Annotated in this window: 24 protein-coding genes and 1 tRNA gene; 19 read left to right on the forward strand and 6 right to left on the reverse strand. The window is 44.6% G+C overall.

Features of this window, described 5'->3' with window-relative positions; translation table 11 throughout:
* The first annotated feature begins 25 nt into the window (after nucleotides 1-25).
* The 5 genes from QMK20_RS08760 (at nucleotide 26) to tkt (ending at nucleotide 7,346) form a co-directional block, all read left to right on the forward strand.
* Nucleotides 26-1,165 carry a 5-methyltetrahydropteroyltriglutamate--homocysteine S-methyltransferase gene (locus QMK20_RS08760; RefSeq protein WP_283655411.1) on the forward strand — a complete coding sequence of 380 codons (1,140 nt, stop codon included), beginning with the start codon at nucleotides 26-28 and terminating at the stop codon, nucleotides 1,163-1,165.
* Nucleotides 1,166-1,580: 415 nt separating this feature from the next.
* Nucleotides 1,581-3,626, forward strand: a complete 2,046-nt coding sequence (locus QMK20_RS08765; RefSeq protein WP_283655412.1) for a BglG family transcription antiterminator — start codon at nucleotides 1,581-1,583, stop codon at nucleotides 3,624-3,626.
* On the forward strand, nucleotides 3,623-3,904 hold the full coding sequence (locus QMK20_RS08770) for a PTS sugar transporter subunit IIB (protein ID WP_044647107.1): 282 nt from the start codon (nucleotides 3,623-3,625) through the stop codon (nucleotides 3,902-3,904). Before QMK20_RS08765 ends, QMK20_RS08770 begins: the two co-directional genes overlap by 4 nt.
* Nucleotides 3,905-3,919: 15 nt before the next feature.
* Nucleotides 3,920-5,278 (forward strand): PTS ascorbate transporter subunit IIC, encoded by a 1,359-nt coding sequence (locus tag QMK20_RS08775; protein WP_283655413.1) that lies wholly within the window; start codon nucleotides 3,920-3,922, stop codon nucleotides 5,276-5,278.
* Nucleotides 5,279-5,333: 55 nt separating this feature from the next.
* The gene (tkt, locus tag QMK20_RS08780; RefSeq protein ID WP_283655414.1) at nucleotides 5,334-7,346 is read left to right on the forward strand and encodes a transketolase; all 2,013 of its coding nucleotides are present in this window, start codon (nucleotides 5,334-5,336) and stop codon (nucleotides 7,344-7,346) included.
* Between the two features lie 142 nt (nucleotides 7,347-7,488).
* On the opposite strand, the gene QMK20_RS08785 is transcribed toward tkt, so the two are convergent.
* Nucleotides 7,489-7,833, reverse strand: coding sequence for a helix-turn-helix domain-containing protein (locus QMK20_RS08785; RefSeq protein ID WP_044647110.1), 345 nt, complete (start codon nucleotides 7,831-7,833; stop codon nucleotides 7,489-7,491).
* Nucleotides 7,834-7,978: 145 nt separating this feature from the next.
* On the opposite strand from QMK20_RS08785, the gene QMK20_RS08790 reads away from it, so the two are divergent.
* From QMK20_RS08790 to QMK20_RS08800, 3 genes are all read left to right on the forward strand, one after another.
* Entirely contained in the window at nucleotides 7,979-8,452 is a 474-nt protein-coding gene (locus QMK20_RS08790) for a hypothetical protein (RefSeq protein WP_283655415.1), read from the forward strand.
* A 119-nt stretch (nucleotides 8,453-8,571) separates the two neighbouring features.
* Nucleotides 8,572-8,676, forward strand: coding sequence for a hypothetical protein (locus tag QMK20_RS08795; RefSeq protein ID WP_014280781.1), 105 nt, complete (start codon nucleotides 8,572-8,574; stop codon nucleotides 8,674-8,676).
* 231 nt (nucleotides 8,677-8,907) lie between these two features.
* Nucleotides 8,908-9,090, forward strand: a complete 183-nt coding sequence (locus QMK20_RS08800; RefSeq protein ID WP_283655416.1) for a DUF6386 family protein — start codon at nucleotides 8,908-8,910, stop codon at nucleotides 9,088-9,090.
* Between the two features lie 188 nt (nucleotides 9,091-9,278).
* Here the strand turns inward: QMK20_RS08800 and QMK20_RS08805 are convergent, their stop codons facing one another.
* Nucleotides 9,279-10,409, reverse strand: a complete 1,131-nt coding sequence (locus QMK20_RS08805; RefSeq protein WP_283655417.1) for a phosphodiester glycosidase family protein — start codon at nucleotides 10,407-10,409, stop codon at nucleotides 9,279-9,281.
* 249 nt (nucleotides 10,410-10,658) lie between these two features.
* Between QMK20_RS08805 and QMK20_RS08810 the strand changes: the two genes are divergently transcribed.
* The 4 genes from QMK20_RS08810 (at nucleotide 10,659) to nspC (ending at nucleotide 16,117) form a co-directional block, all read left to right on the forward strand.
* Nucleotides 10,659-11,282: an SMI1/KNR4 family protein gene (locus QMK20_RS08810; protein ID WP_283655418.1), complete on the forward strand. Its 624-nt coding sequence runs from the start codon at nucleotides 10,659-10,661 to the stop codon at nucleotides 11,280-11,282.
* 181 nt (nucleotides 11,283-11,463) lie between these two features.
* The gene (gene htpG, locus QMK20_RS08815) at nucleotides 11,464-13,344 is read left to right on the forward strand and encodes a molecular chaperone HtpG (protein ID WP_283655419.1); all 1,881 of its coding nucleotides are present in this window, start codon (nucleotides 11,464-11,466) and stop codon (nucleotides 13,342-13,344) included.
* Nucleotides 13,345-13,769: 425 nt separating this feature from the next.
* Complete coding sequence (locus QMK20_RS08820; protein ID WP_137062499.1) at nucleotides 13,770-14,969, forward strand: saccharopine dehydrogenase family protein; 1,200 nt, start codon at nucleotides 13,770-13,772, stop codon at nucleotides 14,967-14,969.
* Nucleotides 14,970-14,977: 8 nt separating this feature from the next.
* Nucleotides 14,978-16,117 carry a carboxynorspermidine decarboxylase gene (nspC, locus tag QMK20_RS08825; RefSeq protein ID WP_283655420.1) on the forward strand — a complete coding sequence of 380 codons (1,140 nt, stop codon included), beginning with the start codon at nucleotides 14,978-14,980 and terminating at the stop codon, nucleotides 16,115-16,117.
* Nucleotides 16,118-16,211: 94 nt separating this feature from the next.
* Here nspC and QMK20_RS08830 read toward each other — a convergent pair whose 3' ends face one another.
* Nucleotides 16,212-16,700 carry a hypothetical protein gene (locus tag QMK20_RS08830; protein WP_283655421.1) on the reverse strand — a complete coding sequence of 163 codons (489 nt, stop codon included), beginning with the start codon at nucleotides 16,698-16,700 and terminating at the stop codon, nucleotides 16,212-16,214.
* Between the two features lie 381 nt (nucleotides 16,701-17,081).
* On the opposite strand from QMK20_RS08830, the gene QMK20_RS08835 reads away from it, so the two are divergent.
* Nucleotides 17,082-17,597, forward strand: coding sequence for a hypothetical protein (locus QMK20_RS08835; protein WP_283655422.1), 516 nt, complete (start codon nucleotides 17,082-17,084; stop codon nucleotides 17,595-17,597).
* A 77-nt stretch (nucleotides 17,598-17,674) separates the two neighbouring features.
* Complete coding sequence (locus tag QMK20_RS08840) at nucleotides 17,675-18,181, forward strand: GNAT family N-acetyltransferase (RefSeq protein ID WP_283655423.1); 507 nt, start codon at nucleotides 17,675-17,677, stop codon at nucleotides 18,179-18,181.
* A 103-nt stretch (nucleotides 18,182-18,284) separates the two neighbouring features.
* Here QMK20_RS08840 and QMK20_RS08845 read toward each other — a convergent pair whose 3' ends face one another.
* Entirely contained in the window at nucleotides 18,285-18,722 is a 438-nt protein-coding gene (locus tag QMK20_RS08845; RefSeq protein ID WP_283655424.1) for an N-acetyltransferase, read from the reverse strand.
* A gap of 417 nt (nucleotides 18,723-19,139) precedes the next feature.
* On the opposite strand from QMK20_RS08845, the gene QMK20_RS08850 reads away from it, so the two are divergent.
* A tRNA-Leu gene (locus tag QMK20_RS08850) sits at nucleotides 19,140-19,223 on the forward strand.
* Between the two features lie 129 nt (nucleotides 19,224-19,352).
* Here the strand turns inward: QMK20_RS08850 and QMK20_RS08855 are convergent.
* Entirely contained in the window at nucleotides 19,353-19,898 is a 546-nt protein-coding gene (locus QMK20_RS08855) for a CGNR zinc finger domain-containing protein (RefSeq protein WP_283655425.1), read from the reverse strand.
* Between the two features lie 115 nt (nucleotides 19,899-20,013).
* Between QMK20_RS08855 and QMK20_RS08860 the strand changes: the two genes are divergently transcribed.
* On the forward strand, nucleotides 20,014-20,883 hold the full coding sequence (locus QMK20_RS08860) for an arginase family protein (protein ID WP_283655426.1): 870 nt from the start codon (nucleotides 20,014-20,016) through the stop codon (nucleotides 20,881-20,883).
* Nucleotides 20,884-21,006: 123 nt separating this feature from the next.
* Nucleotides 21,007-22,179, forward strand: coding sequence for an enoyl-ACP reductase FabV (fabV, locus tag QMK20_RS08865; RefSeq protein WP_283655427.1), 1,173 nt, complete (start codon nucleotides 21,007-21,009; stop codon nucleotides 22,177-22,179).
* Nucleotides 22,180-22,398: 219 nt separating this feature from the next.
* On the opposite strand, the gene QMK20_RS08870 is transcribed toward fabV, so the two are convergent.
* A complete protein-coding gene (locus QMK20_RS08870) occupies nucleotides 22,399-22,602 on the reverse strand; it encodes a hypothetical protein (RefSeq protein ID WP_283655428.1) in 204 nt (67 codons plus the stop codon).
* A 168-nt stretch (nucleotides 22,603-22,770) separates the two neighbouring features.
* On the opposite strand from QMK20_RS08870, the gene QMK20_RS08875 reads away from it, so the two are divergent.
* Together QMK20_RS08875 and QMK20_RS08880 are read left to right on the forward strand one after the other, a co-directional pair.
* On the forward strand, nucleotides 22,771-23,922 hold the full coding sequence (locus tag QMK20_RS08875; protein ID WP_283655429.1) for a sn-glycerol-1-phosphate dehydrogenase: 1,152 nt from the start codon (nucleotides 22,771-22,773) through the stop codon (nucleotides 23,920-23,922).
* A gap of 198 nt (nucleotides 23,923-24,120) precedes the next feature.
* Nucleotides 24,121-25,218: a GntR family transcriptional regulator gene (locus QMK20_RS08880; protein WP_283655430.1), complete on the forward strand. Its 1,098-nt coding sequence runs from the start codon at nucleotides 24,121-24,123 to the stop codon at nucleotides 25,216-25,218.
* The last annotated feature ends 211 nt before the right edge of the window (nucleotides 25,219-25,429 follow it).

The raw sequence follows: 25,429 nt of genomic DNA on the forward strand, positions 1-25,429 counted from the left end.
AGAAGCGAAAAAGGAGATAACCCTAATGAGCAGCATCCTTGACAATGCATCCCAACGAAAAGTGACCCCTTTCAGACATGATATGGTCGGCAGCTTTCTGCGTCCGCAAGCGATTAAAGATGCCAGAATTCAATTTCAAAATAACGAAATTTCTGCGGACGAACTGAGAAAGATTGAAGACAACGAAATTATCAAGCTGGTGGAAAAGCAAAAATCCGTAGGACTTAAAGCTGTGACAGATGGTGAATTCAGACGCTCTTGGTGGCATCTTGATTTTATGTGGGGTCTGGATGGCGTGGAAAAGGTAGAGCTTTCGAACGGTTACCAATTCCAAGGCGTGGAAACAAGAGCGGAAACCGCACGCTTGACTGGTAAAATCGGTCACTCCCTTCACCCTTTCATTGAAGACTTCAAATTCTTGAAGCAAGTAGCAGGTGAGGATGCGATTGCACGTCAAACCATTCCGGCACCAGCACAGTTCCTGGCCGAGCTGCTGCGTGGAGAGAATAAAGAAACAACCGATACCTATTACAGCAATCTGGACGAGCTGGTGACGGATATCGCCAAAGCTTACAAATCCGTGATTCAAGCGTTGTACAATGAGGGCTGCCGCAGCTTGCAATTGGATGATTGCACATGGGGCATGCTCTGCGATAAAAACTATTGGGAAGCCAGACAGCATGCGGGTGAGAATGTGGAAGATACCAAAAAGCTGTTCGCCCGCGTGAATCAGGAAACCGTAAATGATCTTCCAGCCGATTTGATCGTTACAACCCACGTATGCCGTGGTAACTACCATTCCACCTGGGCATCCTCCGGCGGCTACGAGCCTGTTGCCGAAACCCTGTTCGGCATCGACAACATCGACGGTTACTACCTCGAATTCGATACCGACCGTGCAGGCGATTTCACACCGCTGAAGCATCTGAAAGGCCAGCAGCAGATCGTCCTGGGCCTCGTTTCCTCGAAAACAGGTGAGCTGGAAGACAAGCAGACGGTCATTAACCGTATTAAAGAAGCAACTCAATTCGTCGACATCAACCACATCTGCCTCAGCCCACAATGCGGCTTTGCTTCTACAGAAGAGGGCAATATCCTGACGGAAGAGCAGCAGTGGAAGAAGCTTGCCTTTATTAAAGAGATTGCGGACGAGATTTGGAAGTAAGGGGTTAGAGGAATTGATTGGGTAGGTTCTTTAAACTAAAGCTCCGTTATCATAAAAAACACGCCACATGGGGCGTGTTTTTTATTTTGGCGTGTGACTTAGCTTCATTTCTTAATTAATATTCCCATAGTTTTATTCCGCTCAGATAGCACATGACTTGGTGTATAATCTTTATCCCCATTTATTTCTTGCGTTTGAGCGCACCCTGTAGAGGGCATACCTGTTTTGTAGAATTATTGTCTTCCCCTCTACAAGTCACACTATTGATTTTACAGGAGCCTCTTGCCTTTCGCATGTAAGTAAAGGATGACATTTCAGTCCAATACACCTGCCAACATCACAACAAAGATTGGATTCAACAGCTATGATATGGCTCATAATTTTCATTTATAATAAGCACAAGGAGGCTCATAAGATGTTTGACCACAAGTCATTGCAATTGCTAACTCAGATGGTTAACTATCCGAAGTTGTCAATTCCGGAGTTGAGACTTCAATTGAATTTATCGCCTCGACAGTTTGAATATACGCTGAATAAATTAAATGACGGACTAATTGAGTTGGATTTACCGAAGATTGAAGTAATTGAAATGGGGTTTAAGATTGACGAAAGAGTTAAGAAACACTGGAAAAATGAGGAATTATCACTTGGTCGCAAGCAACTGGTTTTTCAAGAGAATGAACGACTGTATTTGATTTATTTATACACGTATATCCGGCGGGAGCCGATTTCGATCGTTCATTATCAGTCTTTGCTCCAGGTAAGCAGGAATACGGCCTTGGCAGATGTCAAAAAGCTACGTGCGCTTTGTCAGGGAGAAGGTGTCAAATTAGATTATAACCGAACGGACGGTTTTAAATTGGAGGGAGAAGAGCGTCACAAGCGGCGATTTGCATCGGTATGTATTGGGACACTATCACAGCTGCCGATGGGACGCCCGGGTATCAAGCAGGTGATGGATAGTTGGAAATATGAAGATGCAAGTACAACGATCAAGCAGCAATTAACCGATATGGCTCATGAGTATCAGGTCGTCTTTGTGGGCAACAGGCTGGATCAACTTATTTATGAGCTGTTGTTTCTGCAATTCCGCTATGGGCGTAATGCACTGTTTTTGCCCGTTAAGCAAACAGAGTTAATACAACAACAACCACTCTTTCTGATGGGCAAGAAATTATCCGCTTATTTGTTTAATGAAGTGCATGAGATGGAGATCGTATATCTAACGATTCAATTATTGTCAGCTACGCAGGGCGTGCCCCATATTTATCCCAGTGAAGAGCTGAGTTATGTATCTGACGAAATTATCAGGGAAGTAGAACGCCTGACCCTAGTACCCTTTAAAGAAAAACCTATTTTGCAATCGATCTTGTACAAGCATTTGGTACCGGCTTACTTTAGGATTATGTGTGAAGTGCCTTTATCTAATCCTTTAATTGACACTATCAAAGCAGAACATGATGCCCTGTTCAAACTGGTCAAGCAAGCGTTGAAGCCATTGTCTGATTTTACAGGGGAGTGGATCTCGGATGAAGAGGTTGGATACTTTACCATTTTGTTCGGGGGGCATGTCCGCAGATTAGAACCTGAACCTAAAGTATACCGTGCTACAATTGTATGTCCAAACGGGATCAGTTCCTCCATGATGTTACGGACGCAATTGTGTCAGCTATTTCCGGGCGTGCATTTTACGGAATCACATTCGGTTGCGGAATTAAAACAGATATCTCCGGATAGCTATGACATGATTTTTTCTACTATTTATTTGGAATCATCCAAACCTGTTTACTTGACTCGCCCATTATTAACCGTATTAGAAGAAGATTATTTGCAACAAGCTGTTGCTGCTGATTTTGATCTGCCCGTACCTTCTGCGGTGCCCATAGATGAATTAATGGCTACCATACGGAAACATGCCACGATTAAAAGCGAAAAAGCACTTTATACAGATTTAACAAATCATTTACGACAGATGCGTTCAATTGAAAGGAGTCATTCCCCTATGTTGTCCGAGCTTTTAACTGTAGATAAAATTCGATTCACGGATGCTCCCCTGGATTGGAAGGAAGCGATTCAACTAGCAGCCAAACCATTAGAGGAACAGAACTATATTACACCTGACTACACACAGGCAATGATTAACAGAGTTTTGGAAATCGGTGCTTTTATTCATGTCGGCAAAGGAATTGCTATCCCACATGCAAGGCCGGAACAAGGTGTGCAGAAATTGGGAATGTCGCTGTTGCGAGTGAAAAAACCGGTGTTGTTGCTTGATCAGCCGGAGCATGCGATTGATATGTTTATTTGCCTAGCGGCGATTGACAATAAGTTGCACTTAAAGGCGCTGACGGAATTGACTTCGTTTCTGGTCAACGACGATTCGTTAAACCGTTTGAAAGAAGCTACAACAGCGGACGAAATTATAGCCATGATGCAAAAAAAAGGAGACGATAAAAAATGAAAATTTTAACAGTTTGTGGTTCTGGTCTGGGAACAAGCTTTATGGTGGAAATGAATATTAAGCAGCTATTGAATGAGATGGGCGTAGAGGGTGTGGAAGTAGATCATTCCGATCTGGGTTCCGCTACGCCTGGGAGCGCAGATGTGTTTTTTCTTGCCAGAGACATTGCTGAAGGCGGAGCGAGCCTGGGTGATGTGGTCGTTCTGGAAAACATTATCGATCTCGAGGAATTACGCACAAAACTAACAGCAGTCTTACAAGATAAAAATCTATTGTAAGGAGAATTGGCCCATATGAATAAAGCTTTGAATATACTGATTAACGTTTTGAGTGAGCCGTCTGTGCTAGTTGCGTTGATTGCTTTGGTAGGGTTGCTGGCTCAGCGGAAAAATCTCTCGGATATCCTGAAGGGAACGACCAAAACGTTTGTAGGATTTCTTGTCATCAGCGCAGGCGCAGGTGTTTTGCAGCAAGCTCTTGCACCTTTTGGCGATATGTTTAAAGCAGCGTTTCATGTAAGCGGTATCGTTCCAAATAATGAAGCTATTGTGGCTCTTGCCGTGAGTAAGTATGGTTCCTCCACCGCACTGATTATGTTTTTCGGTATGATTGTGAACCTGCTGATTGCTCGTTTTACACGATTTAAGTACATTTTTTTAACAGGTCATATTACGCTATATATGTCATGTATGATTGCTATCATTTTATCAGTGAGTGGTTTCACATCCGTCTCCCTTATCCTTTTTGGAGCGCTGACTGTAGGTATTTTCATGTCGCTTTCTCCGGCCGTTGTGCAGCCATTTGTCCGTAAATTAACGGGCAATGACAATGTGGCTTTGGGGCATTCTGGCGCGGTCGGCTTTGCTATTGGCGGGCTGGTAGGTATGGCAGTGAAAGGCAAGAAAGACATTGTATCCACTGAACAAATCAATTTCCCTAAAGGACTCGGCTTTCTGCGGGACAGTACGGTCAGTATTGCGTTAACGATGGCGGTCTTCTACATCATTGTAGCCCTTTTTGCAGGTCCGGCTTATGTCGAAAGTCACTTGAGTAACGGGAAAAACTATATTTTATTTGCGCTACTTCAGGCAGGGTTGTTTTCTGCAGGCGTATTTATCATCTTGTCGGGTGTACGTCTGGTCTTGGCTGAAATTGTACCGGCATTTAAAGGGATTTCCTCGAAAATTGTACCGAATTCCAAACCGGCGCTGGATGTCCCTATTGTTTATACCTATGCTCCGAACGCGGTACTGATAGGCTTTTTCTCCAGTTTTGTGGGGGGGATTGTCAGCATGCTCATTCTGGTTTTATCCGGCGGGATTGTTATTTTACCTGGGGTTGTCCCGCACTTCTTCACAGGAGCAGCAGCAGGAGTGTTTGGAAATACCATGGGCGGTGTGCGTGGCGCCATTTTAGGCGCATTTGTGAACGGAGTGCTCATCAGTTTCATGCCAATTCTATTAATACCTGTATTAGGGGATCTCGGGTTAGCCAACGCAACCTTCTCCGATTCCGACTTCGGTGTAGTGGGGGTGTTCTTGAGCGGGCTAAACCAGATGGGTGGAAAAACGATAACGATGATCGGGATCGGTTTGGTGCTGCTCATTATGATTTTGGTAAGCCTGAAAAAGCCGAAAAGCAGTGCGCAATAAACAATACAAATGAACACTATAAAAAAACGAGGATCAGGAAGAGAGGACAAACTTTATGAGATTTAACCAGCAAGACCTTCAAGCCGTTATGGCCATCCGAGCATTATCTTTAGACGCGATTGATGAAGCAAACTCCGGGCATCCCGGATTACCTTTAGGTGCAGCACCTATGGCTTATGCTCTTTGGTCACAGGCATTACTTGTAAATCCCAAAAATTCGCGATGGGAAAATCGGGATCGGTTCGTTCTGTCTGCTGGCCATGGATCCATGCTCCTTTACAGTCTGCTTCACTTATCCGGTTTTGATGTGATGATTGACGATTTGAAGAAATTCCGGCAGCTAGGTTCCCGAACGCCCGGGCATCCAGAAGTCGGACACACCGACGGTGTGGAAGCGACGACGGGACCCTTGGGACAAGGGGTGGCGATGGCTGTTGGCATGGCATTGGCAGAACGGCATTTAGCAGGTTTATATAATAAGGAGTCCTTTCCGATTGTGGATCACTACACGTATTGTCTGTGTGGAGATGGTGATTTAATGGAGGGCGTGGCTAATGAAGCGATCTCTCATGCCGGCCATGAGCAATTGGATAAATTAATCATGCTATACGATTCCAATGACATATCGCTGGATGGAGAACTGAGTCACTCTTTCTCAGAAAATATAAAACAGCGGTTTGAGTCCAGTGGGTGGCAACATATCCTGGTTACAGAGGGTAATGATCTTACCGAGATTACTGCAGCGATTGACTTGGCACGAGAAAATCATACACAACCTACAATTATTGAAGTGAAGACTGTGATCGGGTATGGCTCACCGCATGCCGGTACGCATAAAGTTCATGGTTCACCTCTGGGAGAAGCAGGAACGGCTGCGGCAAAATTGAGCTATCAATGGGAACTACCGGCTTTTACCGTATCAGAGGAAGTATATACCCTTTTTCGTGAAAAAGTAGCAGTTCGTGGTGCCAAAGCCGAGGCTGAATGGCAGGCTCTAATGGTGAATTATACGGAAAGTTATCCAGAACTGGCTAAACAGTTTCATGACAGCTTTACCAATATACTGCCCGTAGATTGGGAAAAACCATTGGCTGATTACGAAGCAAGCTCAAGTAAAGCAGGACGAGATACCGGCAGCGACATCTTGAACTTGATTGCACAGCAGGTCCCTTATTTCTTTGGAGGTTCAGCTGACTTAGCGAGCTCCAATAAGACATTAATTGCAGGAGATGAACGTTTTTCTAAATCAGCCCCAGCAGCACGTAACATTTGGTTTGGTGTACGTGAATTTGCGATGGCAGCTGAAATGAATGGCATAGCACTGCACGGTGGGTTAAAGATTTATGGAGGAACTTTCTTTGTATTTTCCGATTATTTAAAAGCAGCTATACGCTTGGCGGCCATTCAGCAACTTCCGGTGATTTACGTACTAACCCATGACTCCATTATCGTAGGAGAAGACGGACCTACCCATGAGCCGATCGAGCAACTGGCAGGATTGCGTGCGATGCCGAATTTAAATGTAATCCGTCCCGCAGACGGCAATGAAGTGATCGCTGCCTGGCATATGGCGATCTCATCAGTTTCAACACCGACAGCACTTGTCCTTACACGTCAGGCTCTGCCGATCCTTGCAGGCAGCTCTGAAAAGGCGTTGGAAGGTGTGAAAAAAGGCGGATATGTTTTAGCGCCTGCTTCCAAAGAAGTACCAGATTTGCTGTTAATCGCAAGTGGTTCAGAGGTGAAGCTGGCTGTCGAAGCACAGAGTATCTTGGAAAACGAAGGCATTTCAGCATCTGTCGTAAGCTTGCCGAACACATCTGCTTTTGATCAGCAGAACGAAGCTTACAAAGAAAGAGTCTTGCCCAAAGCAATACGTGCCCGCGTCGGCATTGAAATGGGGGCAAGCTTTGGCTGGGAACGCTATATCGGACTGGACGGAAAGATGTTAGCCATTGATCGTTTTGGCGCATCCGGTAAAGGAACCGAAGTTGTAGAAGCCTTTGGCTTTAACGCAGCCAATATCGTTGCTTTAGCGAAAGAGGTACTTGCTGAATTAAGGAAATGATAAGAAATTAGAAACACTGAAAAGGCGCAAACACGCTACTAAGCAGTTACGCAAAAAAAGTCGTTCATTAGATCAATCTGATGAGCGGCTTTTTTGATATGTTTCTACACGATGTAACTGAACCACATATGTGTGCGTGTCATTATTCATTGTTTAAAATCTCTTTAACAATATTTTTCGCTAGCTTAATTTTTTGAGGGTTTGACTTTCTAAGCAATGTTAGTATTTCATTTAGTTCGGCTTCATGCTTTGTAACCTTAATTTCCTCATTTACATAAGCAAAAAGCTGAATCAAATTAACATCCAGTGCATTTGCAATTTTAGCTATATTTAATAAGGATACGTTCTTTTCCCCACGTTCAATCTGCCCTATGTATGAAAAATGAAATCCGCCTTTTTCTCCAAGCGATTCCTGAGACAAGCCCTTTTCTTTTCGCAAAGCACGTATTCTGGCACCCACTAATTTGAGAACTTCTTTATCTTCCATCGTCTACACCTCACTATTCTAAAAGTGTAGACAAGATATCTAAAGGAAAACATTGAATGATGAATACAATAAATATTAATGATATCTATAAGTATTATTTCAGGATATAATAAGACTAATATTGAAATTCTCTGGAGGAATAGATATGAAAAAAGATCCTTCTACCCTTAACCGAAGTCATACCCAGCCATCCAGACGCGCACAACACTTACATCATTCAATAACCGATTTTTACACCCTAGCCCAATACCACATGAAACTAGCCAAAATCCTGCAAAAGCACAACCAGCTCCAATGCTGCATTATCCTGTGCGACTGGGCTTTGACTTCCATGCTGAAAGCCCTATATATGAAGGAAAACAATACCCTTTGCCCTCCAGATTTCCTGAGCATGACTGACCTGCTGCACTTATTACATACCGACACCAACCCGGGATTGGATGTTGTTGTTTTTAACGGCACCACTCAATTTCTGTCATCCCAGTTAGAAACCCCGCTCCTTCGAAAGATGAAGAACAAGGATGTGGGCAGACTGCTGCGCAGAACCGACGACATTCTGTGCCAGTTGTCCCCCCGTGTGATTACCGATCCATCCGAAACGTATCAGTCCATTTTCTAAGAAGTCCTATCCTGTCAAAATAAACTCGCTTGCCAAATAAACGTTGCCAATGCGCCCTGTCGTAAACCGTTTTTCTTCATACGATAAGAGTATGCTTTAAAGCAAGGAGGGATTCAGACATGGGTGAAGTTGGTTACGGTGGCGGTGGAGCATGGACATCCACAGGCGCAATTCTGGTATTGTTTATTTTGCTGGTGATTATCACTAAATCTTTTCTGATCTAACAGCAGGTTAGCATCGCTTAAATTCACAAAGCAGCCTTCTTTCACTATATAGTGAGGGAAGGCTTTTTTTGTGTGTAGAACGGATGCTAACCTAAGCATGTTGTCTGTCCCTGCAAGCATTGCTATACTTTATATACAGGGAAAATTTACCTTAGAAATGTGACATACATGGATACGCAGAATACGCGAAAAAAATGGAGATTCGTTGACCAAAATCAGGAGGACTACACAATGAACGTAGCAAGCAGTCCATTTCAATTCACGACAGATACGGCGACCCTTTGCGTATTTGATACAGAAGCACTTAAGCATCGTTTGGACGATGAGCCGGATTGGTGGTCCATCGAAGAGGACGAACTGGGCGAGTTGAACCAGGGGAATGTGGCTTTATTTAATCTATTTACCTTTCTTTAATACAGTGCAGCGAAGGCAGCAATAGCTTACAAGTCTGATCCGATTGTAAATACAGGATGAACCCTGTAACGACCCTGACAAGCCGCTTGAATATGCGGAAACCCTGAACAGGTGGAAACCTGAGCTTATGAAAATGGAAAAGGCCATCCCCACGGCTTACACATCCGTGAAGACAGCCCTTAACCCGTCTATTGATATTTTATAATAATCGCATTGCTGATTTGGCGGCCGGGTGTGGTGAGATAGGAACCGTTGTAATACAGCCCACTGGAAGCACCGCCATCCAAATTCATGGCCTGATAAGCGCCTGCCTGCTTCATGATTTGAGCAAGCTGTGGAATAGTGGCTCCGCCTGTGGTCAGGAGGATTAGCTTATGATCCCGTGTAATCCCGAGTGCACTGCGGGCCCCGCCGCCTGTTAATATTTTAGGGTCCTTGAAGCCTTCAGCTTTGACATTCAGGGAAACCTTTCCGTTCGTCACCAGACGAGGTCCGGCTTGTAGGGCGCCTTCGACGTTGCCTTCGCTTAACCGCTGTTCAAAGGCAGGACCCGAAACCAGTTCGGCCAGATGGTTAGCATCGTAGGTAAAGACGGTTCGTTGGTCGCCAGAGCTTTTTTTCAACAAATTCCCGTGGCTGACCAGATAGCCGTAAGGCGTTTTGTATGAGCTTTTGGTATAGGCGTCAAAGTAGGTGCCGTTGATGGCTACAACCGCTTGATTGCGTTTGGCGAGACCGCTTAAGTTCTCCACTTTGCCGATGGTATTGCCTGCCAGCGCCACATCCAGATTCACCTTGGGATGAAGCATGGAGATGGTGACCACCTTAGCGGAGTAGGTGCGTGATCCGACCTTGAAGCTTTTGTGAGCCGTCTGGATCGGTGTGGTGCTGCTAGGTAGCTTGCCCGTGAATACCGGAAGCCTGACAGACGTTGTGCCCTGCTTGATATGTACCGATGAGGTTTCCTTTTGCCATGAGACTTGCAGGTTTAGGTGCTGGCTGATGAACTGCAAGGGAACGTAGGTGGAACCATTATCGGTAAAAGGAGCCTTTTGCATACGGATTGTTTGATCATTAACTTTAGCCGTAGACTGTCCTGCAAATAAGGTGAGCCGGGTATCGCCTTGGGCAATTTCAATTTTTTTGTCCGTTGCCGTCATGTTGATGGTGATCCCTTCATAGCTGTTCAGGAGGCGAAGCGGGATGAAGGAGTGGTTATTCTGATCCACATAGACCAGCATGGGCGCTGGTGCAGCAGCGTAGATCGGGGTTACAAGGATTAGCAGGGACAGGATAACAAGTACGGTGATTCTTTTCATGAATAGATCAATCTCCTTATGTAGTCTTGACACTTTACGAGGTGCTTGTACTTATATCGGATTTTATAAGTTGTAAATGTATGTGCGAGACAGGGCGCTGGATCATCTGGCGTAACCATGAGCCACTGCGCTGGTAATACGAATATTTTGAAAATGATGATAAAAGCAAAATCTGTTAAGCTGAGCTTGGAAGAATGTGTAATGGCATATGATGCAGTTCTGATATAGAAAGGAAAGAGGTGCGGGGACATGGACAAGAAGGCGGATATTCGCACATCCATGAAGGAGTTATTTGCACATATGGATGAAGCTTTTTTTATGGATTTGGTAGAAAATGTACCCTTCGAGATGCGTGACGGCAATGCCGATGAGGAAGGCTGGATCAAGTGGAAGCCTCTTCCTTCGCAGATCACAGAGCAGGAGGTTCGGGATCTTGAGGAAACCTACCATTTCGAGCTTCCTCCCTTGCTGAGAAGTTTCATCATGTCCTATCATTATGTGTCTTTGCAATTCGATAACGAATTCATTCCTGGAGTCTACTGGAGCGATTGTACCTTTATTGAGTTTCCACGACTGCCTGTGGGCCAAGGCTTGAAGGGATTTCATGATTTGCTCCGCGAATGGTCGCCCTTGCTATCGGCAGGTTATATTCCATTTGCAATTGCTGAGGAAAACGAAGGTCCTGTCTGTTTGAATGCAGGAAGTAGACAAAAAGATGGTGACTATCCGATTGTATGGTTCTATCACCAGGATTTGAAACATCTGGACGAGGACGATTTACGCATCAGGGAAAATCTGATTCCCCATGTACAAGGACTGTTCCCATCTTCTGTCGAGATGTTTAACGTGATGTTTAAGCAGATCAGGCACTAACAATTTCGGAATTGGGACTATATTATGCATCTATCGTATTGACATAAAAAATGAGGAATGTTATAAAAAAAGGTAGGCTGGCACTCGAATGAGGGGAGTGCTAACAGACTTTCGAGTTTGGACGGTTCCCCATGTGCAGCCTTACCTTACATAAGGTTCATATTCGAAAGGAGATATCAGAATGGAGAAAAAACAGTTTCAGGCTGAGTCCAAGCGTCTGCTCGAAATGATGATTAACTCGATTTACACGCAAAAGGAAATTTTTCTAAGAGAGCTGATCTCCAACGCAAGTGATGCGATTGACAAAATTTATTACAAAGCGCTGACGGATGATCAACTGGTCTTTGATAAAGAAAATTACTATATCAAAGTAACAGCCGACAAGGAGAACAGAATGCTCACTCTTCGCGATACCGGGATTGGTATGACGAAGGAAGAACTGGAAAACAACTTGGGTGTCATTGCTAAAAGTGGCTCACTGGCGTTCAAAAATGAGAATGAATCCAAGGATGGTCATGACATCATTGGGCAGTTCGGGGTAGGCTTCTATTCGGCGTTCATGGTGGCGGATGTCGTTACAGTGACTACAAAGGCACTGGGCAGCGATACCGCTTATAAGTGGGAATCCACAGGTGCAGACGGGTATACCATTGAGCCGGCCGAGAAGGATGAAGTCGGTTCTGTGATTGTTTTGAAAATCAAAGCAAACACCGAGGATGAATCCTACGACGAATATTTGGACGAGTATCGTTTAAAAGCACTGATCAAGAAATACTCCGACTTTATCCGTTATCCGATCAAGATGGATGTTACAGGCAAACGTCTGAAAGAGGGCAGTGACAACGAGTTCGAGGATTACGAAGAAGAACAGCTTATTAACAGCATGGTTCCAATCTGGAGAAAGAACAAAAGCGAGCTGACCGACGAGGATTATCACAATTTTTATGTGGAAAAACGCTATGGCTATGACAAGCCACTCCAGCATATCCACGTCAGCGCGGACGGCGCGGTGGTGTACCAGGCTATTTTATTCATTCCAGAAAATATCCCGTTTGATTTCTATTCCAAGGAGTATGAAAAAGGGCTGGAACTGTACGCCAACGGCGTGCTGATTATGGAAAAATCGCCTGACCTGCTGCCGGATTATTTCAGCTTTGTCAAAGGTATGGTGGACTCCGAAAGCTTGTCGTTGAACATTTCCAGAGAGATGTTGCAGCATGACCGCCAGTTGAAGCTGATTGCCAAAAATATCGAAAGCAAAATCAAAGGCCAGCTGCTGACTCTGCTCAAAAATGAACGGGAAAAGTATGATCAATTCTACAAATCATTTGGAAGACAATTGAAATTTGGCGTCTACAACGATTATGGAACTCATAAGGAGACGCTTCAGGATCTGCTCATGTTCTACTCTTCTACAGAGAAAAAGCAGGTTACACTGGACGAATATATATCGCGTATGCCTGAGGATCAGAAGTATATTTATTATGCTTCCGGAGAGTCCAACGAACGTATTGAGAAGCTGCCGCAGACCGAAATGGTGGCCGACAAGGGCTACGAAATTCTGTACTTCACCGATGATATTGATGAGTTCGCTATTAAAATGCTCATGAGCTACAAGGAGAAAGAATTCAAATCCGTATCCAGTGGCGATCTGGGCATTGAGGCTGACGAGAACGAGAAGGAAACAGAAGCGGAACAAAACGACAACAAAGAGCTGTTCGAGTACATGAAGGGCTTGCTGGAAGGCAAGGTATCCAGTGTTAAAGCCTCCAAGCGCTTGAAGACACATCCGGTGTGTCTGTCCGCAGACGGTGAAGTGACGATTGAAATGGAGAAAATCTTGAACGCCATGCCGAACAACGCCGATGTAAAAGCGAATAAAGTACTGGAGATTAACATCAACCATGCGGTGTTCAACTCTTTGAAAGAGGCTTTTGCTGAGGACAAGGAGAAGGTCAATCTCTATACGGCATTGCTGTATAATCAAGCTCTGTTGATCGAAGGTTTGCCACTGCAAGACCCGGTTGAATTCACCAATGATATTTGCAAAATTATGGTTTAACAAGCTTTAATGCTGTACAGAGCCGTTCCCGCATCGGGGGCGGCTTTATTCATGATAAACAATCCTACAGTACCAGCCAATCATTTTCCCCCCCTCTGAATCTTCTTCAAAGGAAATGGCGGGTGGCCTTTTTACTAGAAATAAGATAATATTAACTCTTTAAGGCTGTTTACTTGGAGTGCAAAAAAACTTCTGGTAAACGTGCACTGACTTCCTTGGAACGCCTTGGGAGGGGCTTTGTGCTCTTTATTTTATGGTGATTTCATGCCTGAATTTGGGATTTGTAAAATTTTTGTGACATAGTGGTGTGAATTTTTACACTGCAAATTATCGTTTTTCTTGATTATTTGATGGGATGTCTTTATAATCATTTTGTTTGCAAGAATGATTAGCGATTAGCGTATGGAATAAGGAGGTTATTTATTTTGGGAAAAGCATTGATTATTGGCGCCGGTGGCGTGGCCAGCGTTGTGGTGCATAAATGTTGCCAAAACCCAGATGTATTTGAAGAAATTTGTATCGCGAGCAGAACTGTTGAGAAATGCGATGCGCTTAAAGAAAAGCTGGGTGGAGGCCGTACTAAGATACAAACGGCTCAGCTGGATGCTGACAACACCGACATGGTCATTGACCTGATTCGAAGCTTTCAACCGGATGTAGTTATCAATGTGGCTCTCCCTTATCAGGATTTGACGATTATGGATGCTTGCCTAGAGACAGGCGTTCATTACGTTGATACGGCGAATTATGAACCGCCGGATACGCCGAAGTTTGAATACAGCTGGCAATGGGCCTACAAAGAAAGATTCGAAAAAGCGGGCATTACAGCTCTGCTGGGCAGCGGTTTTGATCCAGGCGTGACTGGAGTATTTACGGCTTATGCTCAAAAGCATTATTTTGATGAAATTCATACGATTGATATTGTAGATGCGAATGCAGGGGACCACGGATATCCTTTTGCCACTAACTTTAATCCGGAAATTAATATTCGGGAAATTACGGCGAAGGGCCGTTACTTTGAAAATGGAGAGTGGATTGAAACTGAGCCGCTTTCCGAGAAAAAGGTATACGACCTTCCTGAAATCGGACCGAAAAACATATATCTTTTGTACCATGAAGAACTGGAATCTCTTGCAGTAAACATTAAAGGCGTGAAAAAAATCCGTTTCTGGATGACTTTCTCGGACAACTACCTGAATCATTTGAACGTGCTTCAAAACGTAGGCATGACTTCCATTGAGCCTATTGATTACGAAGGACAGCAAATCATTCCATTGCAATTCCTGAAAGCCATTTTGCCAGACCCGGCTTCCCTCGGACCTAGAACCAAGGGTAAAACGAACATTGGATGTATCATCCAAGGCGTTAAAGACGGAAAACCGAAAACGTATTATGTATACAATGTGTGTGATCATGAGGAATGTTATGCAGAGGTTGGCTCCCAAGCCATTTCCTACACGACAGGTGTTCCTGCCATGATCGGCGCAATGCTTATCATTAAAGGCATCTGGAAAAAACCAGGCGTATACAACGTTGAGGAATTTGATCCAGATCCATTCATGGAAGCACTGAATAAACACGGATTGCCATGGCAAGAGAGCTTTACGCCAACGTTGCTTGATTGAGGCCTGTGATGAATATTGATATTAGCGGACTTCCATCACCTTGTTACCTTGTTGACGAAAGACTTCTTGTGAAAAACCTTGAGGTTTTAAATTCTGTTCAAGAGCGAACAGGCTGCAATATTTTGCTTGCTCTTAAGGGATTTTCGATGTTTTCGACATTTCCTCTGGTTGGTAAATATTTAAAAGGCGTAACTTCCAGTTCGTTGTTCGAGGCGAGACTGGGTCGCGAAAAAATGGACAAGGAGGTTCACGTATACGCACCAGCTTATGTTGACAGTGAATTTGACGAGCTACTGGAGTATGTTGACCACGTCGTTTTCAACTCCTTCGATCAATTGAAACGGTTCAAAAGTAAGGTGCAAGGCGTGACTTCCAAAAAGATAGAAATTGGAATTCGGGTCAATCCGGAATATTCGGAAATCGAAACTCCGTTGTACGATCCTTGCTACAACAACTCCAGAATGGGTGTGACCTTGGCTAACTTCAGACCTGAGGATCTGGATGGCGTAGACGGTATTCATTTTCATACGATGTGTGAACAGAATTCGGACACGCTGGAGCGCACCATTAAAGTCGTGGATGAGAAGTTCGGGCCATACATTAAGCAAATGAAATGGCTTAATTTTGGCGGCGGTCATCATATCACCAGAGAAGACTATGATCTGGACACGCTGGTACGCTGCATCCAATATTTTCAGGATAAGTATGGTGTACAGGTTTACCTGGAGCCGGGCGAAGCTATCGCCTTGAATACCGGTTATCTGGTTGCTACAGTTCTGGATACGATGAAAAACGGAATGGACCTTGCCATTCTGGATACTTCGGCTGAATGTCATATGCCTGATGTACTGGCTATGCCGTATCGCCCGAATATCATTGATGCAGGCCAACCTGGTGAGTATGCACACACCTACAGACTCGGTGGACTTACTTGCCTGGCCGGAGATGTGATTGGCGACTATTCCTTTAAAGAGCCATTGAAGCCGGGAGACAAGCTTGTATTCTGCGACATGGCCCATTATACGATGGTCAAAAACCACATGTTTAACGGAGTCAACCTGCCAGCCATCGCCAGCTACAATGACGAAGAAGGCATTAAGGTGATCCGCCAGTTCTCCTATGAGGATTTTAGCTCACGTCTGTCGTAAGATATGGATAGTGTGAAATGACTGAACTACAAAAAGCCACGTCCCTTGAGATAGGGACGCGGCTTTTGATTTATAAGGTTAGAATTTTTAATATTTATTGTTCAATCGTAGCTGTAAGCCTATAATCGAACTGTTGACCAATTTCGTAGCCTGGAACCTCAACTGCTATATAATACCATTTGCCAGCTTCAAGTTCTTTGCCTAAAGTGTTCTGACGATTTTCCGCTGCTCTAATCTCATGACCATTGCTATCGGATAGAACCAATTTTAACCATGCATTAGGATACTTATCCCCTTCAATTTTAAAATTAACCCGTTTGGTCTGAAAAGCCTTGAACTTAAAAACATCGTATGAATCCCAATTCCCTTGAGTAAGTTTTCCAATGGTTCCATATATATCATCACCCAACCAAACTTCGCTTGCTTCTTCAAAGCTATTATTAGGCTCTCTGTCGGTCCCGTTATCATAGAGTTTAATCGATTCCTTAGTGGGTGAAGCAATGTCTTCTTGAGCAAAGGCGGCACCGGCAGAAGTACTTAACATAAGTGTCAGACCTAATGAAGCTAACAACGTTTTTTTCATGAATAAACTACCTCTCTTTTTGGGATTTATATTCATTTATATGAATATATTAGTAATAGAACTCAGATTAATTGTATGTGATTTACCAGTAAATTGGAATAATAAAAAGGAATATTTATCAATAAAATAAATATAATAGAACATTTTGTTACAAAGGTGTATTTTTTCATCCCTCAGAAGTAAAATCTAAGGAAGTTCTGTAGAAAGGAAATGAAGTATGTACTAACAGCTCAAAATGGAATACATAATCAGAGCTTTTTTTGCTGGAAATTCGGGGAATTTCTTGGCTGCAAACATTTATGATATACTCATTGGATTGGAAACCTATTTGAATGTTAAATGTATGAAACATATGGAATGATAGGCAGAGGTGAAATGAACATGTTTGACCCGACGGTTTTTGATAATTTAAAAGTAGGTATGGAAAATGCAGTATACGATCTGGATAGTCTGGATTCACGTATTGAAATCACGCAACGGATCGACCGATTGGAAATGTCCGTGATGTCGCGTGAATTCGCTATACAGTTCAGGCTGACGGAACGACCCGGTGTGACGGCAGAAATTCGCTTAAATGCAGATTTAAATAACTTGGCTGCGGAAATTTTGGAGATCGAAGATCAAATCCCCGGATGTGTGCTGCTGCTCAGCTTCTATATGGAGATTCGTGAGATTGAAACACAGTGCAGCCAGATTGAAGATTTATTGACGCAAATTTGGAAGCCGGATCTTAGGCCGCTCCAAACGCTCAGCTTTGTTTACGGGGAGGAGGCAACTACATACCAAAACAAGATTGAGCTTCAATTTTCCAGACAAATTAATGAAGATCAGATGGAGGATATCCCGGAGCTATTGGAGCATATTTTGCTGACGCTTACGGAATTACACAAGGTATGAAAATTGATTTCAACGATTTGGTCAGATTGAATTGAACTGGAAAGGGAAGTTAGAATTAAAGGAGCAGGGAATATAAAATGAATGAACTTGAATTCTCACAAGTGTATGCGATTATGGAAGCCTCTTTTCCTGAAACAGAATGTAGAATCTTTGCGTCGCAAAAGGCACTGCTTACTCATCCTTGTTATCGCTTAATCACTGAAAAGGATGAGCAAGGGCATACGATCGCTTTTCTGGCAGGCTGGGAATTTACACATTTTCGGTTTGTAGAGCATATTGCGGTAGATCAGGCTATACGTGGTGGCGGGTTAGGTAAAAAGCTCATGAGCAGATTTATTTCACAGTCCGATAAACCAGTAGTTCTGGAGGTTGAGCCACCTGAGGATGAATGGACTCGGAGAAGAATTGGTTTTTATGAACGCTTGGGATTCCATCTCAACGATTTTGAGTATGTACAGCCTCCTTTGAGGGAAAGACAGGCCGATCTGAGGCTTCAAATTATGAGCTATCCGTATGCGCTGACAGAGCAGGATTTTGCGCCGTTTAGACAAATTTTATATACCGAGGTTTACGGGCTGAAATGAGAGAACATATATATTAGTGTAGGTAAAATATATAAGGCTCTGCTTTTACCGTATTTATACGGGAGCAGAGCCTTTGACTTCATTGAGATAATGTAACTTAATGTTACTTGTGCTTTGTCCAAACCATTACAAATTCCTTTTCACGGGTTTCTGGATCAATGGATTCCTCTTGAATGATAAATCCATTTCTGGTATAAAAGTTAAATGCCTTCGTGTTGGACTGGTATACTTTCAATTGGATCTGCTCATATTGCTTCTTAACCCAATCTAGTAGTAACTTGCCATAGCCTTTTCGTTGGGAACCTACTCGTATAAATAAGGCCGCCAAATATCCATCTATCATGGAAACGAAGCCACCAATAGTGTGATCGTCCTGTATAATAACGTAGTTTTGAGCTAGAGGAAGGTATTTGTCTTCCATTTCGCCAACCTGTGATGTCCAATATTGTGGATCAATAAAATGATGGGCCTCTATGGAAGCTTCCAGCCATATAGCTGCTAAATCTTTAAACTCTTCCACTTTTCCTGGTTGAATAGACATAGAATGACTCCTTTTCCCGGTATGTAATGTGATTACAATAGTATGATGTTTAACATAAAAAAGACCGTCCGTAGACGGTCTTTCTACCCGTGGCGCTTATTTAAAGCTTTGATCCGTATCCCGCGCCTCCGTCATCTCTGAGAATTAGAGAATGGCGGACCGGGTAAGGGACACGTTCAACATCTGATTACTAATGTTGACGCACCTCCTTTCCTGATGCGTCCATATTACCATATATGGTATGAGAAATCCAGTTGTTTTCACATGTTTTCTGGAATTATATATAGAAAATATAATATAAGAATGGCTTGCTTTTATTCTCTATGAGCGATATAATCTTAATTACGGTGATTATATGTACTGGGCATTATTTATGGCCCTGTTACATAGATAAACATCGGCATGATTACATACTATGCGGTCGTGGCGGAATTGGCAGACGCGCACGGTTCAGGTCCGTGTGGGCTAACCCCCGTGGAGGTTCGAGTCCTCTCGACCGCATCATTAACATAAAAAAAGGTTCATCATTGCTCATTGTAGCAATGATGAACCTTTTTTATGTTATCTATAGCGCTGATAGTAATATCAAAGGGATGAGCGTAGCATTAGCCATTTACCCGGGCGTGTATTTCATTGTGATTCCCGGTGTTTCTTGACATGATAACGGGTAGAGCAACGTTTGCTACAGAACCGCTGTAGTCTGTTTTTAGAATGATCGGAAAATATTTCACGGCAAGGATCTGAGACGCAGACTTTGAGTCTTGGTCTTCCGTACAGGGTCAGTTCTCTTCCGAGCGTACGCGAACAGACCGCCAGAATACGGTCGGCCAAGCTGCCTGTGTTTTTATCAGGTGGACTGTAAACATAACGAAAGCTGCCGTCTCCCTGTGCATTTAATCGTGGGCGCAGGGGGGAACGCAATTCACTCTCCGTCAGAAATTCTCCCAGTTGCTCATCACTTCCACTCATAATCAAATCGCGCAGTCTGTCGCGGTAAGCACGCACGGCTGTTAGCTCCTTCAGAGCTACCGTTTCATCGCATAACACTCCATACTTTTGTAGCAAATCATTTAATTGTTCCGGACTGTCAAGCCGTTCCGGTTCTTCATAGTAGGGATCATAACTATTTAATAGATCGAAGGTGAAAGAAAACCAGAGTTCGTTGTAATATTCCAATTCAGTTTGACTCCTTACACGTTGAGGGATATAGTAATGCTTAAAGTATATTTTATGTATTACATTTTAGCAAATAGCTATGCCTCATAATCGAAGGTAAAGGAGTTGGTTGTCGATGGAAAAAGAAATCTGCATTATTCATGCCCCCACCAATCTTGGCCTTAGCAGGCATCCGGACGGTAGAGAAAGAGGCTGCTGGAAGCTTCCCGCTGTTCTTGAGGAGTTGGGTCTTCACACAGCGATCGGAGCACAAGTCGCGACAAGGCTGTCTCAGCCTGCATATCCGAAGAAGTATACATACAACGACGGCGCCTTATTTGGGGCTCAGGTGGCCGCTTTTTCCATTGAATTGGCAGATACGGTGGAGGAGGTACTGAGCACCTCTGCGTTTTCTCTTGTTCTGGGCGGCGATTGCAGTGTGCTGCTGGGAAGCGCCTTGGCGCTGGCGCGAAAGGGGAATTACGGACTAGTTCATATAGACGCACATCCAGATTATTACCATAAAGGAAATAGTGATAAAGCCGTTGTGGCTGGTATGGACCTTGCTATTGTTACGGGTAAAGGAACAGATATTTTAACCAATCTGGAAAACCGAAAACCTTATATTCAGAGTTCCAATGTCCTGACCTTCGGCTATCGCGAATCAGATCCGGAGCAGAGCATTATAGAAGAGGCAAAGACGGAGGGCATTACCTGCTTCAGTGCGGAACGCTCTCTTCGGGAAGGGGGTGCCAGGACTGAGGATTTTTTGAATGATTTCATTCATCAGCGAGAGGTTGACGGTTTTTGGCTTCACCTGGATGCAGATGTGCTTGACAAAACGCTCATGCCCTGTGTGGATTGCCCGGAATCTCATGGCTTGCAGTGGAAGGAACTCACAGATGTTCTTAGAGTCTTACTGAAATCACCTCAAATAGTAGGCATGAGTGTGGCTATACTAGACCCCCGATTTAGATCCCGGCTTGAAGGTAGCAGCAAACTTTAAAGAGATGTTGACTGCTGTATTACGCCCGCAAAAGGTTGAGCCTCAAGCTGATTTGCTATATAGTTATGACTGGACAACCATTCCATCTATATAAAATGAATGCCAAAGTAGGGGGCCCTTGCAATGATTATTAAACCGAAAGTCCGTGGCTTTATCTGTACTACTGCGCATCCAGGAGGATGTGCGGCTCATGTCAATCGTCAAATCGACTACATCAAAGAAAGTCCTTCAATACAAGGAGCCAAAAAGGTGCTTGTGATCGGAGCTTCCACCGGCTATGGACTGGCTTCCCGCATTGCTGCCAGCTTTGGTATGGGAGCTGATACCATAGGTGTATCCTATGAACGCCCTGCTTCAGAAGGACGCACAGCTTCAGCTGGATGGTACAACACTGTAGCCTTTGAGGAATCGGCTAGAGCGGCTGGCTACATAGCAGAAAGCATTAATGGAGACGCTTTTTCCCATGAAATCAAGCAGGAAACGTTGAAACTGGTTAAGGAGAAGCTGGGCAAGGTAGATCTGATTGTGTATAGTGTCGCTTCACCACGACGGACGCATCCCGATACGGGTGAAACCTTCAACTCCGTTCTCAAGCCCATCGGGCAGCCCTTTTCTGATAAAACGGTGAATACCAATACAGGTGTCGTATCGGAGATTACGCTGGAACCGGCTACAGAGGAGGAAATTGAAAATACGATAACGGTAATGGGGGGCGAAGATTGGTCCTTATGGCTAAAAGCGCTGGAAGAAGCTGATCTGCTGGCTGAAGGGGTAACCACACTGGCTTACTCGTATATTGGTCCAGAGATCACGGAGGCCATTTACCGTAAAGGAACCATTGGCCAAGCCAAAAATGACTTGGAGGCCACAGCGCACAGCTTAACGAAGCAACTGGAGCATTATGATGGAAAAGCCTACGTTTCTGTAAATAAAGCTTTGGTTACACAATCCAGCTCGGCTATTCCAGTTGTACCTCTGTATATTTCCTTACTGTTTAAGGTTATGAAGGAAAAGGGCTTGCATGAGGGCTGTATCGAGCAAGCGCAGCGTCTGTTCGGAAAGCTATATAGTGGATCGACAGTGGAAACCGATGAGGAAGGGCGCATTCGTCTGGACAACTGGGAAATGAGAGCGGATGTCCAGCAGGCTGTCCAAGAGGCTTGGTCCGGGATTACTACAGAAAATGTGTCTGAACGGGGCGACCTTGAACAATATCGTCTCGATTTCCTTCAGTTGTTTGGATTCGGGTTTGATGAAATTGATTATGATTTGGATGTAAATCCAGATATTCAGTAGAATCATGGCTGATCTCGAATTGTACTACACACATAATAAAAGCGGGCACTTACAAGCGAAATAAATCGCTTGTGAGGCCCGTTTTTTTATATCAGGATTTATGCAAAATCCTCATATGTTAGGCAAATGTATATAAGCTGAACTAAAAAAAGGTACATGCAAACGGAGCAGGCGGAATGGTGCTGTACAAGCAAAGTGTTCTTGTTTCAGTAGCTGAAACTATCGGGGATCTGACGTAGAAACCGATTTGTGATGAAGCAGACGAAAAACAGCGATGGTAATCATGATCCCGGCAACGCCAAATACAGATACGGAGGTCAAAGCCTGGTAGGCTTGCCAGCCGAATAAAAAAGCGATACCACTGCCAAAGGTTGTGCCTGCCAGTAAACCGAGTGCGCAAGCGATGTCTGTTCTGAATTTCATAAGCTTTTTTCCTTTCGGAATCAGGATTTGAAAAGCAACTTGTACTTTTCATCTGGACTTGGACAGGAACTTGTGCGTACAATTAAATAGAAATCGTTTTCAAAGAGAATCTTTTTAATAGTATGGATCATTCTTGTGCAAATTATTCCTTTTCAGGAGGTAGATCAAATGAATATGAATGAGCAGATCAAGCAGTGGAACGAAGAAGCACAGGCAAACTACACCGATCACCCTTACCGAAAGGTCGAATTGTTTATTGAGGTGCGTGATGGAGCGCTTGAAGCCGTCGTCCCTTATCTGAAGCAACAAAATTACCGTCATATGACGCTGGTAGAGGATGAACATACTTCTGCGGCGGCAGGGGAAAAGTTGACACAACGGATACGTGACGCAGGTTTGGTGGTCGATGTGGTTCGGCTGCCTCCCAATGCTGTGGGGGATGTGATTGCAGATGAGGGCTATATCGTAAAGGTGTTGTTGGGCGTGGCAGATGAGAGTCAGGCTGTACTGGCCGTAGGCTCCGGCACTATTCATGATCTGGTTCGCTTCGCATGCTATAAAATGAATCGTCCGTTCCTGTCGGTGCCGACGGCCGCTTCTGTGGATGGATTCACATCGGCAGGCGCGCCGTTGATTGTGGGCGGCAGCAAGCAGACATTCCAGGCTGTTCCACCGGAAGCGATCTTTGCTGATCTATCCGTACTGGCGAATGCGCCACAAGCGATGACTGCTGCAGGCTTTGGCGATATGCTCGGCAAATTCACCTCATTAGCCGATTGGCATGTGTCCAGGGATTTGGGGGGCGAACCGTATTCGCTTTTGGCTAATCGAATTACGGAGGAGGCGCTGCGGGCCTGTGTAGAGCATGTTGATGAGATTGCGGCGGGTAGCCAGGCAGGTGTCGAAGTGCTGATGAACGCGCTGATCGCATCCGGCATTTCCATGCTGATGATTGATCATTCCCGTCCAGCATCGGGGGGAGAGCACCACATTTCTCACCGAATTGAAATGGATTTTATTGCGGAGGGACGCAAGCAAGTTTTGCATGGTGCCAAAGTGGGCGTAGCTTCTGCTTTACTGGCGGACTTGTACAGGGACCTGGTTGCCAGCCAAGCTGTGGATGCTTTTGAGGTATATCGAACCTTGCCCACGTCGGAGCAGATGCGTGCATGGCTGGCTCAGGTCGGTGGTCCGTCTACGATTGCCGAGCTGGGCGTAACCGAGGAGCAGCTTGCGCGCGCACTTCGCACGGCTCATACCCTGCGTAATCGCTATACAGGGCTCAAGTATATGAACGATCATCAATTGCTTCGCTCATAAAATGCACATTTACAGAAGCGGTATTTAGACAGGATAACCAAGCACTTGTAACATGGAAGGGATTAGCGAATGGGTTTACGCCTCCGGCAGCTATACAACGATATCCTGCTCCTGTAACATTTGTATGTACAAATGAACGATATGCTATAATCGTGAAATACAAAAGGGTACACGATATTGCAAGTGACGGAGGAAATTATGGCGCCCAAATATATACAAGTTAAACAGGAAATTTTGTCATGGATTCATTCATCCAGGCTGGAGCCTCAAAGCCAGCTTCCATCTGAGCATGAAATGTCTGAGCAATTTGCGGTTAGTCGGCAAACCGTGCGTCAGGCGTTAGGTGAGCTGGTGCAGGAAGGTTGGCTGTTTCGCATGCAGGGCAAGGGGACCTTTGTCGCCACACGGGATAGCAAGCAGCCCGAGGACCCACGGACGATCGGGGTCGTTACGACCTATATATCGGATTATATTTTTCCGTCGATTGTGCAGGGAATTGAATCCAAATTAAGTCGTCAGGGCTATAAGCTACTGCTGTCAAGCACAGGCAATGACCCTGAGCAGGAACGGCAGTGTTTGGAAATGCTGCTTAGTCAGCCATTGAGCGGGATTATTATTGAGCCGACCAAAAGTGGGGAGCGCAACCCCAATCTCAATTATTACCTGACCGTGGAAAACCGCCAAATTCCTTATTTAATGATTAATGCCCGGTATGAGGAAATGGATGCGCCATGTCTGCGTGTGGATGATGAGAAGGGCGGATTTTTAGCGGCTGAGCATCTAATTAAGTTGGGACATCGGCGGTTAGCCGGGTTTTTCAAGACAGATGATATGCAGGGAATTCTTCGTATGAAGGGATTTGTGGCCGCCCACCGTAAATATGGGGTTACGCTGCATCCGAATGCAGTGACCACCTACCGGACAGAAGAAAAAAATGAAGTTCCGTTACAGCGTGCGTCTGCACTGTTGAGTATGGAGCCGGAAGAGCGCCCTACCGGATGGGTAACCTATAATGACGAGCTGGCTGTGCGTTTGTTGGACATTGTGCGTTCGGCGGGTCTGAGCATTCCGGGCGATTTGTCGCTGGTGGGGTTTGATGACTCTTTTTTGGCAACGGCAACGGAAATCAAGCTAACTACAATCCGCCATCCCAAAGAAGAGCTGGGACTTCGCGCCGCTGATACGATACTGTCGATGATCGAAGAAAAGGGCTTCCGCGAAGAGGATCGCCAGTGGATTATTCCACCTGAGCTGATTATCCGTGAATCTACGGGTCCTGTTGCCAGTGACGTATAAGAACCTAATAAATATGGGCGAGTTTTTATTTGGATACATGTAAGGACAAGTTGGAAGAAATGTAGTTCTGACACCTCACAGCGTATCGGCCTGCCTACTCGCCTTATCGTACAGCCTGTTTTCTGGATTGCAGAAAATAGGCTGTTTTTGCTATGTTTTTTCTGAAAACATAAACAGTTACGCAGTGAAAAAACGTATAAAAAAACACTGG

The sequence above is a fragment of the Paenibacillus sp. RC334 genome (genome assembly GCF_030034735.1).
In the GTDB taxonomy this organism is placed as follows: domain Bacteria; phylum Bacillota; class Bacilli; order Paenibacillales; family Paenibacillaceae; genus Paenibacillus; species Paenibacillus terrae_A.

Coding starts and splice junctions, on each gene's coding strand:
- QMK20_RS08760 (WP_283655411.1), top strand. CDS start 26: ATGAGCAGCATCCTTGACAATGCATCCCAACGAAAAGTGACCCCTTTC.
- QMK20_RS08765 (WP_283655412.1), top strand. CDS start 1,581: ATGTTTGACCACAAGTCATTGCAATTGCTAACTCAGATGGTTAACTAT.
- QMK20_RS08770 (WP_044647107.1), top strand. CDS start 3,623: ATGAAAATTTTAACAGTTTGTGGTTCTGGTCTGGGAACAAGCTTTATG.
- QMK20_RS08775 (WP_283655413.1), top strand. CDS start 3,920: ATGAATAAAGCTTTGAATATACTGATTAACGTTTTGAGTGAGCCGTCT.
- tkt (WP_283655414.1), top strand. CDS start 5,334: ATGAGATTTAACCAGCAAGACCTTCAAGCCGTTATGGCCATCCGAGCA.
- QMK20_RS08785 (WP_044647110.1), bottom strand. CDS start 7,833: ATGGAAGATAAAGAAGTTCTCAAATTAGTGGGTGCCAGAATACGTGCT.
- QMK20_RS08790 (WP_283655415.1), top strand. CDS start 7,979: ATGAAAAAAGATCCTTCTACCCTTAACCGAAGTCATACCCAGCCATCC.
- QMK20_RS08795 (WP_014280781.1), top strand. CDS start 8,572: ATGGGTGAAGTTGGTTACGGTGGCGGTGGAGCATGGACATCCACAGGC.
- QMK20_RS08800 (WP_283655416.1), top strand. CDS start 8,908: ATGAACGTAGCAAGCAGTCCATTTCAATTCACGACAGATACGGCGACC.
- QMK20_RS08805 (WP_283655417.1), bottom strand. CDS start 10,409: ATGAAAAGAATCACCGTACTTGTTATCCTGTCCCTGCTAATCCTTGTA.
- QMK20_RS08810 (WP_283655418.1), top strand. CDS start 10,659: ATGGACAAGAAGGCGGATATTCGCACATCCATGAAGGAGTTATTTGCA.
- htpG (WP_283655419.1), top strand. CDS start 11,464: ATGGAGAAAAAACAGTTTCAGGCTGAGTCCAAGCGTCTGCTCGAAATG.
- nspC (WP_283655420.1), top strand. CDS start 14,978: ATGAATATTGATATTAGCGGACTTCCATCACCTTGTTACCTTGTTGAC.
- QMK20_RS08830 (WP_283655421.1), bottom strand. CDS start 16,700: ATGAAAAAAACGTTGTTAGCTTCATTAGGTCTGACACTTATGTTAAGT.
- QMK20_RS08835 (WP_283655422.1), top strand. CDS start 17,082: ATGTTTGACCCGACGGTTTTTGATAATTTAAAAGTAGGTATGGAAAAT.
- QMK20_RS08840 (WP_283655423.1), top strand. CDS start 17,675: ATGAATGAACTTGAATTCTCACAAGTGTATGCGATTATGGAAGCCTCT.
- QMK20_RS08845 (WP_283655424.1), bottom strand. CDS start 18,722: ATGTCTATTCAACCAGGAAAAGTGGAAGAGTTTAAAGATTTAGCAGCT.
- QMK20_RS08860 (WP_283655426.1), top strand. CDS start 20,014: ATGGAAAAAGAAATCTGCATTATTCATGCCCCCACCAATCTTGGCCTT.
- fabV (WP_283655427.1), top strand. CDS start 21,007: ATGATTATTAAACCGAAAGTCCGTGGCTTTATCTGTACTACTGCGCAT.
- QMK20_RS08870 (WP_283655428.1), bottom strand. CDS start 22,602: ATGAAATTCAGAACAGACATCGCTTGCGCACTCGGTTTACTGGCAGGC.
- QMK20_RS08875 (WP_283655429.1), top strand. CDS start 22,771: ATGAATATGAATGAGCAGATCAAGCAGTGGAACGAAGAAGCACAGGCA.
- QMK20_RS08880 (WP_283655430.1), top strand. CDS start 24,121: ATGGCGCCCAAATATATACAAGTTAAACAGGAAATTTTGTCATGGATT.